This is a genomic window from Amycolatopsis sp. NPDC000009 (assembly GCF_055563465.1).
The window spans coordinates 81,280-92,658 of record NZ_JBVHDI010000028.1; the positions used below are offsets into that span (position 1 = coordinate 81,280).

Below are 11,379 nucleotides of genomic sequence, written 5' to 3' on the forward strand. Positions count from 1 at the left end.
CCACTCACGAGGTTTACTGGCGTTTCCCGTCGGTCCTGCGGGGCAGGTCCCACGGGTTGTTCTCCTGCAACGGTTCCGGCAGCAGCGCGTCGGGGAAGCCCTGCCAGGCGATCGGTCGCAGGAACCGCTCGATCGCGGCGGTGCCGACCGAGGTACTGGTCGGCGCGGTGGTCGCCGGGTAGGGACCACCGTGTTCCTGTGCCCAGGTGACCGTGACGCCGGTCGGCCAGTCGTTCCACAGCAGACGGCCGGCGACGCGGGTCAGCGACGGGAGCACCGGGCGGATCCAGTCCACATCGGACTCTTCACCCTGGATGGTCGCGGTGAGCCCCGGTTCCATCACGCCGAGCAGGCTGATCAGCTCGTCCTGATCGGCGTAGGTGACGATCAGCGAAGCGGGGCCGAAGCATTCCTCGCGGACGGTGCCGGCGTCGGCAAGGAAGGCTTTGGCGGTGGTGGCGAGCAGGGTCGCGCCGTGCGAGATCCCTTCCGTACCACCGGATTCCGACAGCACCTCGACACCGGCGACCTCGCTCAGCTTCGCCAGCCCGTCGGCGAATCCGGCCGCGATCCGCTCGTTGAGCATCGGCTGCGCCGGGATCGCCGCGACGGCCTCGCGCAGCGTGTCTTCGAGGCCGTGGCCCTCGGGCAGGAACAGCAGCCCCGGCTTGGTGCAGAACTGCCCGGCACCGAGGGTGAACGAGCCCGCGTAGCCCTTGGCGATCGCTTCACCGCGCGCGTCGATCGCGGCCTGCGTGACGACGACCGGGTTGACGCTGCCGAGTTCGCCGTAGAACGGGATCGGCGACGGCCGCGAGGTCGCGATGTCGAACAGCGCGCGCCCACCCGGCACGGAACCGGTGAACGACGCCGCCTGGATCCGCGGGTCCTTCAGCGCCGTGACACCGTTCTGCTGGCCATAGATGACCGCGAAGATCCCTTCCGGCGCACCGGCCCCGACCAGCGCTTCACGCAGGACCTCGCCAGTGCGGGCGGACAGCTCCGGATGCCCCGAGTGCGCCTTGAGCACGACCGGGCAGCCCGAGGCCAGCGCCGACGCGGTGTCCCCGCCCGCGACACTGAACGCGAACGGGAAGTTGCTGGCGGCGAACACGAGCACCGGCCCGATCGGGGTCAGCAGCCGACGGATGTCCGGCCGCGGTCCCATCGGCCACGCGGCGTCCGCGTGGTCGACCGTGGCGCCGAGGAACGCTCCGTCGGCCAGCACCTCGCCGAACAGGCGCAGCTGGAACGTCGTGCGCTTCAGCTCGCCCTGCAGTCGCGGCGAGGCCGGGAGATGCGTCTCCCGGTTGGCCAGCGCGATCAGCTCGTCGGCGGCCGCGTCGAGGGCGTCCGCCGCCGCGTTCAGCCATCCGGCGCGCTGGGCTGGGGTCGCGGCCGCCGTCGTGCCTGCCGCATCGGCGGCGGCCGCGAGGATCTGGTCGAGCGTGGCGGGATCCGTTGCCTGGCTCATTTTCTTGCGTCTCCTAGAGTTCTTGCGCGGCGCTGACGGCGGCGATGAGATCCGCCCAGCGCCCCGGGCCGGCGAGGCCGAGGTGGTACAGGTGCAGCTCGGCGGCGCCTGCTTTGCCGAGTTCGATGGTGTAGGCCTCGATGTCGGGCACCGGGCTGGCCGCCACCGCGGTGATGTAACTGCCGACGGCGACCTTCTCCGGCAGTTTCGCCCGTGCCGCCGCGACGGCGCCCACGCTGGGACGGCCGGGTGCCCAGTTCTGCAGCACCACCGCGTCGACGTCGTCCGGCGCCGACGGCGTCAGCCCCGGCAACGCGCCGGTGACCCACGGGTCCATCGCGCCGTGCAGCACGATCCGGGGCCCGGACGGGATCTTCGCGAGCACCTCGCGCCGGAGGGCGTCGGTCGCCCGCTGCCGCGTGTCGAGCAGGACCTGCCGCAGGGTGGGCAGGATCTTGTCCTCGGTCGCCCGGAGGTCCCCGCTGTCGATCAACCGCCGGACCTCGGCCCGCAGCTTGCCCAGCGCCTTCGCGGGGTCCTGCCCCGCCGCGGCCCAAGCGTCGAGACACTCGTCGCAGCAGCAGATCGAGAGCAGCCGGGCCACCGCGGGCGACCAGACGCCGTCGGTCTTCTCGTGCTGGTGCTGGTGCACGGCGCCGAGCGGACCGCAGGCTTCGAGGACGACCGTGGCGAAGTCGAGCCCGGCGAGACTCTCCGCCGTCACGTTCGCCGCGTACTCGCGGACCGCGGGCTGGCCGGGGCACAGCGCCCACGGGTACCGCTCGCCGAAGCAGTTGCGCACGGTGAGATCCGGGAACTCCGTGCCCAGCTGCGAATTGTGGGTCAGCACGAGCCACGCCGCGGCCGGGATCCCCGCGTCGTTCAGCATCCGGACGGCGTCGCCCGCGCTGTCACGGCTTTCGACCCAGTCCGGCTCGGCGGGCTTCAGCTCACCCCACGCCTCCTCGCGCACCGGCCGGTACAGCGCCGCGTGGCGCGCGACGACCGAGGTGCGCTCGGGCGACCAGGGCGTCGCCGCCCTGGCGCTGTGGTACGACACGGCGACGGCGACCTCGTCGACGCCGAGTTCCCGCACGCGCTCGACGAAGCCGGGATCGTCGACGACGTCCCAGGGGTAGGCGTATCCGGTGACCTTCACCTCGTCACCACCGTGCCGTGTTCGGTTCGAAGCTTCCGACGAACTTCCGCATATAGGTCACGTCATCCCGTTTGGTCTGTCCACTCCGGACATAGTCTTCATGGGCCCGCGCCAGCGCGTCGGGGTCGAGTTCGACCCCGAGCCCGGGCTTGTCGGGCACCGCGACCGCACCGTCGGCGAACTCCAGCGCACCCGGGGCGATGACGTCGGCCGTCTTCCACGGCCAGTGGGTGTCGCAGGCGTAGGTCAGGTGCGGCGTCGCCGCGGCCACGTGCACCATAGCGGCCAGACTGATCCCGAGATGACTGTTCGAGTGCATGGAAAGCCCCACGTCGAAGCATTCCGCCGTGGTCGAGAGGGCCTGGGTGTCCCGCAGACCTCCCCAATAATGATGGTCCGAAAGTATTACGCCGACCGCCCGCTGCCGGAACGCCGGCTCGATGTCCGCGAAGCGCACGACGCACATGTTCGTGGCCAGCGGCATGTTCGCCTTCTCCGCGACCCGCGCCATGCCCTCGATGCCCGGCGTGGGGTCTTCGAGGTACTCCAGGACGCCGTCGAGTTCTTCGGCGACCCGGATCCCGGTCTCGACCGTCCACGCCGCGTTCGGGTCGATGCGGAGCGGGTGGTCGGGGAACGCGTCCGCGAGCGCGCGGATCCCGTCCATCTCCTGGCCGGGGTCGAAGGCGCCGCCCTTCAGCTTGATGGAGCCGAAGCCGTACTCCTCCACCATGCGGCGTGCCTCGCCGACGAGCGCGTCCGGCGTGGTCACCTCGCCCCACGAATCCTCCTCGGCACCGATGTGGGCGCCGAACTTGTAGAACAGGTAGGCGGAGAAGTCGACGGCGTCGCGCGCCTTGCCGCCGAGCAGGTCCACCACCGGCCTGCCGAGGTAGTGGCCCTGCGCGTCGAGCGCGGCCACCTCGAACAGCGAGTACACGCTGGCGACGGTCTTGCTGACGGAGAAGCCGCCGGTGAGCCCGTGCGCGTCGGCGAAGACGACCTCGCCCAGCGTGGTCGCGACCTTCCGGCGGAGGCCTGGCAGGTCGAACACGTCGTGCCCCTTGAGTTCCGGGAGCACCTTCCTGACCTGTTCGAGGAACGCGAGGTCACCGTAGGACTCGCCGAGGCCGACCACGCCGTCTTCGCAGATCAGCTGGACGACACCGCGCAGCGCGAAGGGCTCGTGCACGCCCATCGCGTTGAGCAGCGGAGGGTCGGCGAAGGCGACCGGGGTCAGGACGACGTCGAGAACCTTCATCTTCAGGCACCGGCCTCGACGGACTTGAGGACGGCGAACCCGTCGTCGATGATCTTCTCCAGGCGGGCGATCTGGTCCGCGGTGGGCTCGACCAGCGGCGGCCGGACCGAGCCGACCTTGTCACCCCGCAGGCGCGCGGCGGCCTTGACCAGCGACACGGCGAAGCCCCGTCCTTCGTCCCGCAGCGCCACCAGCGGCAGGTAGAACCCGGCGAGCAGCGCCTCCATGACGGCGTCGTCGTTCTCCGCGAGCGCGCGGTGGAAGCGGGCCGCGATCTCGGGGGCGAAGCAGTGCACGGCCGAGGAGTACCGCGCCACGCCGACCGCGGCGTAGGCGCGCGCGGAGACCTCCGCCGTCGGAAGACCGTTGAAGAACAGGAAATCCTTGGCCCGGTCGGTGCCGGCGGAGCGGATCGTGGTGATGATCCGGCTCATCAGCTCGACGTCGCCGAAGCCGTCCTTGATGCCGACCACCGACGGGATGCCGAGCAGGTCCACGGCCGAGTCCGGGGTGAACACGCCGGTGGATCGGTGGTAGACGATCACCGGGATCGAGGAGTCCCCGACGGCGTACCGGACGTGCTCGACCAGGCCGGACGGCGGTCCGGTGACCAGGTACGGCGGCAGGAGGAGGACGCCGTCCGCGCCGCCCGCCTCCGCCGCCGCGATCCCGGCGCGGGCCGACGCCGCGCCTCCGCCCGCGCCGACCCACACGGGCACCCGCCCGGCGACGACCTCACGAGCCTTACGCAGGATCGCTGCGTGCTCGTCCGGGGACAGCGAGCTGAATTCGCCCGTACCGCAGGCGACGAACAGCGCGCCGGCTCCGGCGGCCACGTGGCTCTCGACGGTTTCCGCGAACGCGTCGAGGTTGAGTTCCAGGCCCTCGGTGAAGGGGGTCAAGGGGAACGCCAGTAGGCCGTCGAGTTCGATCTTGGGCTGTGCCATGGATTTCTCTTTCGTTCTCTGTGGATGGTCCCGGGTAGGGCCCCGGTCAGACCGGCACGGTGGTGCCGTCCTGCGATTTGCTGGGTGTGACGTCGTCGTCACGGTCGATCGTGTCGATGATCTCGTCGGTGGCGGCCGTGCGCTCGGGCATGAGGAAGCCGAGCCCGATGAACAACCCCAGCGAGACCAGGATCGGGGTGGACACGGTGACCGCGAGGGTGGCGTTGTAGCCGTAGTAGGCGATCGCGTAGGCGATGAGACCGCCTGCCCACGAGATCAGTGCCGCGCGGGAGCCGGAACGGCGGAACCACGGGAGCATGCCGAGCAGCAGCGGTACCGAGATCGGGCCCATCAAGGCGGCGACCCAGAGCACCACGATCCCGAGCACACCACCGAGTTTGGGGGCCTGCGTGGCGACGGCCATGGTCAGCACGATGAAGATCGCGGTCGTGATGCGGGCGGCCAGCAGGCCCTGCGCTTCGGTCCACCGCCGGGTCTTCTTGATCAGCACCGGCAGCATGTCGCGGGTGATGACCGCGGAGATCGCGTTCGCGTCGGACGACACCATCGCCATCGTGTGGGAGAAGATGCCGGCCAGCACCAGCCCGATCAGGCCCGGCGGCAGGAACGTCGTCGTCATGATCGCGTAGGCGTTGTCCGGGTTCTCGATGTTCGGGATCAGCAGCGGAGCCGCGAACATCGGGAACATCATGAACAGCGGCCACACCAGGTACAGGATCGAGGAGAGCCGCGCGCCCCGGCGTGCCGCGTGCGTGTCCGGCGCGGCCATGTAGCGCTGCGCCAGGTTCCACATACCGCCGTTGTACTCCAGGGTCTTCACCAGCACGTAGACGAGCAACACCACGGTGGTGAACTTCGACGTGGTCGGGTTGAGGTGGCTCGGCGGGAGGTCGCCCCACATCGTCCACAGACCGGAGACGCCGCCGAGTTTGCCCAGCACCACCCAGAGCATGGCGATGGCCGCGATGGCCTGGATCACGAACTGGCCGAAGTCGGTGAGCGCGTCGGCCCAGAGACCGCCGACGGTGCAGTAGACCAGCGTGACCGAGCCGGTGATGATGATGCCCCAGGTGTAGTCCACCCCGGCGAAGACGTTGAGGATCGTGGCGATCGCGAACCACTTCGCCGCGATGTCGAAGATCTTCAGCAGGCTGCCGCTCCACGCGAGCGCCTGCTGCGTCGGGACGTTGAACCGCCGCGCGAGGTACTCGAGCGGGGAGGCCACCCCCAGCTTCGACCGGAGCCTGTTCCACCGTGCGGCGAACAGCCAGCTGCCGATACCGACGCCGATGCCGATGCTGGCCATGCCCCAGAAGTAGACGGTGATCCCGCTCGTGTAAGCCACGCCCGCGTAGGCGACGAACAGCACCGCGCTGTAGCCGGACATGTGATGCGAGATCCCGGTCAGCCACCAGGGCATCCGGCCCCCGGCGGTGAAGAAGTCCTTCACATCGTGGATCCGCTTGTGCGACCACCAGCCGATCACGACCATCAACGCGAAATACGCGCAGACCATCGCCCAGTCGAGTACGTGCACCGCTGACTCCTTTCCGCGTTCACGAAGGCCCAGCCCGACCTGTTCACATCCATGAACGGAGTCTGTTATAGTGATTATGTTCATCCATAAGAACGCTGTTCGGGACGCTAATATGGCCGGAGTCACAAGTCAACGGCCGGATGGAGGAGCGCGGATGCCACAGCAGGAAGCCGCTGTCACCGTGGCGAACGGCGCGCCAGCCGCCGAACCCGCCGGGGTCAAATCGGCCCGGCGGGCGATCGATCTCATCGAGACCTTCGCCGCGAACGACGTGTGGCTCTCGCTTTCGGATCTCCACGCACGCACCGGGTTCCCCAGGTCGAGCCTGCACGGCCTGCTTCGTACGCTGCTCGAAGCCGGCTGGCTGGAAGTGGACACCAACACCGCCCGCTACCGCCTCGGCGTCCGCGCGCTGATCTGCGGCACGGCCTATCTGGACCGCGACCCGGTCGTCCCGTACGCGACCGAGGCACTGGAGCGGATCCGGGAGAAGACCGGCTACACCGCGCATTTCGCGCGCCGCGAAGGCACCGACGTCGTCTACCTGGAGACGCGCGAGTCACGGCACTCGACGCATCTCGTGTCCCGCGTCGGCCGCACGCTGCCCACCCACGCGACCGCGCTGGGGAAGGCGTTGCTGGCCGAACTGACGCACGACGAGATCGACGGGCTCCTGACCGGAGAGCTGTCGGCGCTCACCCCGAACACCATCACCACCGTCGAGGCGCTGCACGCGGAATGCGCGAAGACCCGCGAACGCGGCTATGCGGCGGAAATCGAGGAAGGCAGCCTCGGCGTGCGATGCGTCGCGGCCGTGATCCCGTATCGCATCCCCGGCACCGACGCGATCAGCTGCTCCATGCCGGTCACCGAGGTCACCGACGCCGACGCCCGGCGCGTCGGCGAGCTCCTCGCCGAAATCACCGCGGAACTCGGCCAGCAACTGCGCCGCGCCGGCATCCGCTGACCTGTTTCGTACTTTCCTTCACTGACAAGGGGTTCCCATGGCAGACCAGCGCGTCCTGATCACCGGCTCGGCGGGTATCGTCGGCACCCTGATGCGGTCGCGGCTGCGCCGTTCCGGCCGGGTGCTGCGGCTGCTGGACCTGGCCGCGCAACCCGAAGCCGCGGGCGGCGAGGACGTCGAGCTGATCACCGCGTCGGTGACCGACCCGGAGGCGATGGCGGATGCCTGCGCCGGCGTCGACGCGCTGATCCACCTCGGCGGGCACAGCCGCGAGAACTCGTGGGAAGCCACCCTCGACGTCAACATCAACGGCACGCACACCGTCCTCGAAGCCGCGCGGGCCGCCGGTGTGCCGCGCGTGATCCTGGCTTCCAGCAACCATTCCGTCGGCTTCCGCCGCAACGACGAGGCGGGCGAGGACGGCCTCCCCGCCGACTCCACGCCCCGGCCCGACACCTACTACGGCGTCAGCAAGGCGGCCATCGAAGCGCTCGGCAGCCTGTACCACTCGCGGTTCGGCATGGACGTGATCGTCATCCGGATCGGCTCCTGCTTCGAAAGCCCGCTCGTCCTCGGCCCACGCGGCCTGACGACCTGGCTCTCCCCCGACGACGGCGCGCGCCTGTTCGAGGCGTGCCTGAGCTACCCCTCCCCCGGCTACCGGCTGATCTGGGGCGTCTCGGACAACACGCGCCGGGTCTACTCGCTCGCCGAAGCCGAGGCCCTGGGCTACAAGTCGCTCGACAACGCGGAGACCTACGCCGACCAGCTCGCGGACATGCCCGCGCCGACCGGGGTCGCGGCGGAGTACGTCGGCGGGCCGTTCTGCACCGCGCCGCTGGGGGCGCACAACCCGCTCTGAGGTCCGCTGGGTGACGGGTGTGTGGGAAGCCCTTTCCCCGCACCCGCTCACGGTTGGCCGGTCATACGTTCGCCGAGGCGGCGCGCGAGGTCTGCCAGGTCTTCTCCAGGGATGTCCAGGTAGCCGCGCGCAGGGTCGAATATCGCGGTCTGCTGCTGGTCGTAAGGGACGCCGGGCGGCAGAGGCGCGAGGTGCCAGTGAACATGTCGGTTGGCTTGCTGACTGCCCAAGGACAGCACGTAGAGCCGTTCGATCGACAGCAGGGCACTCAAAGCACTGCCCGCACGGTGCACGATCCGCTGGATGGCCAGGTATTCGTCGACGGTGAAGTCGCCGACCACGTGCTCGCGATGCTCGACCGGGGCCACGAGGAAGTGCCCGAACACGGCGGGGAAACGGCTGGCGAAGACCACGGCGTCGGCATCCCGGTACGCGACGTGATGAGGGTATTCGGCGTTGCCGGCGAGAAGTTCGCAAACGAAACAGGCCCGGCGGGTGAGGTCGAGATAGGCGGCGGCTTGCCACGGAACACGATCGGTCATGCCAACCACGTGTACGTTCTCTGCCCCTGGCGTGTCGACGTAGGGTCGCGTCATGGCGCGCCTGATCCATCTCAACGGTCCTTCACGCGTGGGAAAGTCGACTCTCGCCCGCCGCTACGCCCACGAGCATCCCGGAACGCTCGCACTCGATCTGGACGTACTCGCGGGCTTGATCGGCGGGTGGCAGGAAAACTTCTTCGCGGCCTTGGAGATGGCCCGCGGCCACGGGCGGGAGTTGGCCACGCGGCACCTGCGTCGTGGATACGACGTGGTTCTCCCGCAACTGGTGACCGTTCACGACCGCGATCCGGATCCGGCTTTCGAAGCGGCAGCCCGTGCGGTCGGAGCCAAGCGTCCGATCAACGCTGTCGAGGCACAGCTCCAGGCCGTTCTGGAAGATCCCGCTTCCGACCTGGTCGACAGGATCCGCGGTCACCTCGACGAGTATCTGGCCAAGCGTCCGCACGCGATCCAGCTCGACACGACCGGCGCCGGTGAGGACGAGTCATATGCACGACTTCTGGAAGCACTCGACGCGAACTGAGACATCCATCCCGTTGCACAAGACGGCAATTCATGGCCTGCGCAAGCCATGCTGACTCGCCATCAGCGCCGTGACCTGCGACGATCAACCTGAAACGACAGAACGAGTCCGCATAGGCCCCGTTCTGTTGCATGACCCGGAATTTCGTGCCCCCGAAAGCACGCCGATAGCGTCGAATTCATGGAATGGAGCTTTCGGACGGCCGAAGAAATCATCGCCGCGCTGCGCGCCGGTGCGGTCACATCGGCGGAACTGACGGACGAGGCGATCGCCCGGATCGAGCGCGACGACAAGGTGATCAACGCGATCTGCGTGCCGGACTTCGACCGCGCGCGGGCCGCCGCGCACGGTGCCGACCGGGCACGCGCGCGTGGTGAGGACCGGCCGCTGCTCGGCGTCCCGGTGACGGTCAAAGAGTCATACGACATGGCCGGGCTGCCCACGACGTGGGGCATGCCGCCGCACCGGGACCATGTGCCCGCCGAAGACGCGGTTCAGGTGTCGCGGCTCAAGGCCGCGGGCGCGGTGGTGCTCGGCAAGACCAATGTGCCGTTGGGACTGCAGGACATCCAGAGCTTCAACGACATCTACGGCACCACCGTCAACCCGTGGGATCACGGTCGCACGCCGGGCGGCTCCTCCGGCGGGTCGGCGGCGGCCCTGGCGTCCGGGTTCGGCGCGCTGTCCATCGGCTCCGACCTCGCCGGCTCGCTGCGCACGCCCGCGCATTTCTGCGGCGTCTACGCGCACAAGCCGACGCTCGGACTCGCGGCCACTCGCGGCATGGTCCCGCCGTCCGAGCCTGCTTTCCCGGCCGACCTCGACCTCGCCGTCGTCGGTCCGATGGCTCGCACCGCGCGCGACCTCGCGCTCCTGCTCGACGTCATGGCCGGACCGGACCCGCTGACGTACGGCGTGGCCCATCGCGCGGCGCTGCCGCCCGCCCGTCACGAGCGGCTCCGCGATTTCCGGGTCCTGGTCATCGACGACCATCCGCTCATCCCGACCGGGGCCGCCGTCCGGGCGGGCGTGCACCGGGTGGCCGACGCGCTCGTCGGCGTCGGCGCCCGCGTCGCGTGGCGCAGTCCGCTGCTGCCCGATCTGGCCGAGGCCGCGAAGCTCTACATGGAGTTGCTGATTTCGGGCTCTGTAGCGCGTTTTCCCATCGAATCGCTCCAGCAGCTGCGGGCCGAGGCGGGCGACAAGAGCCTTGACGCCGTTCGGCTGGACGCCATGCTGTTCAGTCACCGCGACTGGCTGGAGGCGGACAAGCGCCGGGAGGTCCACCGCCACGGCTGGCGGCGGCTGTTCGCCGAGTTCGACGCCGTGGTGTGCCCGATCACGCCCACCCCGGCGTTCCCGCACGACCACCACCCCAATCCGATGGAACGGCGCATCGACATCGACGGCGTCGAGTACCCGTACTTCGATCAGCTCGTCTGGGCGGGCCTGGCCACCATGCCGGGACTGCCTGCCACCGCCATACCGGCGGGCCGGTCTCCCGAGGGCCTGCCGGTCGGGGTGCAGCTCGTCGGTCCGATGTTCGAAGACCGCACCCCGTTGCGACTGGCCGAACTGCTCGAACGGGAGATCGGCGGCTTCGAGTCGCCGGGCGACGGCGTGCGATAGGTTGCCGGCCATGACCCAACTCGGTCACGTCGTCTGGCACCTGCCCCGATCAAGACCGAGCGGCTCGTCCTCCGCGGGTCCGAAGCCCGTGACCGCTCGGCGTTCATCGAGCTCGACGGGTCGCTGATCGGCATGATCACGCTCGATCAGCGTGACGCGGAGCGCCCGGGGCATCTCCGTCCGGATGCCGGGGAGACCGAACTCGGATACCTGCTCCTGCCGCGGGCGTGGGGACGCGGATACGCCACCGAGGCCTGCGCGGCGGCACTCGACTGGTTCGCCGACGAGCCGGTGGTGCTCTGCACGCAGACCGCCAACGAAGTACCCGCCACCCCGCTCCGGTCCGTGAAGGCCTCCTTGAGGGACTCTGGGTCCCTCAAGGAGGCCTAATGGGTTGTGTTCAGGCTGGTTTGGCAGGCTTGGATGTGGTGGCTGC

Annotated in this window: 11 protein-coding genes; 5 read left to right on the forward strand and 6 right to left on the reverse strand. The window is 69.4% G+C overall.

The window, feature by feature from the left end:
- Positions 1–13: 13 nt before the first annotated feature.
- The 5 genes from ACZ3HL_RS41150 to ACZ3HL_RS41170 are packed head-to-tail and all read right to left on the reverse strand — an operon-like array spanning position 14 to position 6,399.
- On the reverse strand, positions 14–1,474 hold the full coding sequence (locus tag ACZ3HL_RS41150) for an aldehyde dehydrogenase (NADP(+)) (RefSeq protein WP_465537186.1): 1,461 nt from the start codon (positions 1,472–1,474) through the stop codon (positions 14–16).
- Positions 1,475–1,487: 13 nt separating this feature from the next.
- Positions 1,488–2,633, reverse strand: a complete 1,146-nt coding sequence (locus tag ACZ3HL_RS41155) for a hypothetical protein (protein WP_465537187.1) — start codon at positions 2,631–2,633, stop codon at positions 1,488–1,490.
- A gap of 4 nt (positions 2,634–2,637) precedes the next feature.
- Positions 2,638–3,894 carry a glucarate dehydratase family protein gene (locus tag ACZ3HL_RS41160; RefSeq protein ID WP_465421179.1) on the reverse strand — a complete coding sequence of 419 codons (1,257 nt, stop codon included), beginning with the start codon at positions 3,892–3,894 and terminating at the stop codon, positions 2,638–2,640.
- Between the two features lie 2 nt (positions 3,895–3,896).
- Positions 3,897–4,841 carry a 5-dehydro-4-deoxyglucarate dehydratase gene (locus tag ACZ3HL_RS41165; RefSeq protein ID WP_465421181.1) on the reverse strand — a complete coding sequence of 315 codons (945 nt, stop codon included), beginning with the start codon at positions 4,839–4,841 and terminating at the stop codon, positions 3,897–3,899.
- 46 nt (positions 4,842–4,887) lie between these two features.
- Positions 4,888–6,399 carry a sodium:solute symporter family protein gene (locus ACZ3HL_RS41170; RefSeq protein ID WP_465421183.1) on the reverse strand — a complete coding sequence of 504 codons (1,512 nt, stop codon included), beginning with the start codon at positions 6,397–6,399 and terminating at the stop codon, positions 4,888–4,890.
- Positions 6,400–6,553: 154 nt separating this feature from the next.
- Between ACZ3HL_RS41170 and ACZ3HL_RS41175 the strand changes: the two genes are divergently transcribed.
- The gene (locus tag ACZ3HL_RS41175) at positions 6,554–7,366 is read left to right on the forward strand and encodes an IclR family transcriptional regulator (RefSeq protein WP_125684987.1); all 813 of its coding nucleotides are present in this window, start codon (positions 6,554–6,556) and stop codon (positions 7,364–7,366) included.
- Between the two features lie 37 nt (positions 7,367–7,403).
- Positions 7,404–8,228, forward strand: a complete 825-nt coding sequence (locus tag ACZ3HL_RS41180; protein ID WP_465537189.1) for an NAD-dependent epimerase/dehydratase family protein — start codon at positions 7,404–7,406, stop codon at positions 8,226–8,228.
- A gap of 47 nt (positions 8,229–8,275) precedes the next feature.
- On the opposite strand, the gene ACZ3HL_RS41185 is transcribed toward ACZ3HL_RS41180, so the two are convergent.
- Positions 8,276–8,770, reverse strand: coding sequence for an HIT family protein (locus tag ACZ3HL_RS41185; RefSeq protein WP_465537191.1), 495 nt, complete (start codon positions 8,768–8,770; stop codon positions 8,276–8,278).
- A 52-nt stretch (positions 8,771–8,822) separates the two neighbouring features.
- On the opposite strand from ACZ3HL_RS41185, the gene ACZ3HL_RS41190 reads away from it, so the two are divergent.
- The 3 genes from ACZ3HL_RS41190 to ACZ3HL_RS41200 all read left to right on the forward strand — a co-directional run bounded on the left by ACZ3HL_RS41190 (position 8,823) and on the right by ACZ3HL_RS41200 (position 11,333).
- Positions 8,823–9,314, forward strand: coding sequence for an AAA family ATPase (locus tag ACZ3HL_RS41190; protein WP_465537192.1), 492 nt, complete (start codon positions 8,823–8,825; stop codon positions 9,312–9,314).
- A 180-nt stretch (positions 9,315–9,494) separates the two neighbouring features.
- Positions 9,495–10,943 (forward strand): amidase, encoded by a 1,449-nt coding sequence (locus ACZ3HL_RS41195; RefSeq protein ID WP_465537194.1) that lies wholly within the window; start codon positions 9,495–9,497, stop codon positions 10,941–10,943.
- Positions 10,944–11,075: 132 nt separating this feature from the next.
- Positions 11,076–11,333, forward strand: coding sequence for a GNAT family N-acetyltransferase (locus ACZ3HL_RS41200; RefSeq protein WP_465537195.1), 258 nt, complete (start codon positions 11,076–11,078; stop codon positions 11,331–11,333).
- Positions 11,334–11,379 lie beyond the last annotated feature (46 nt).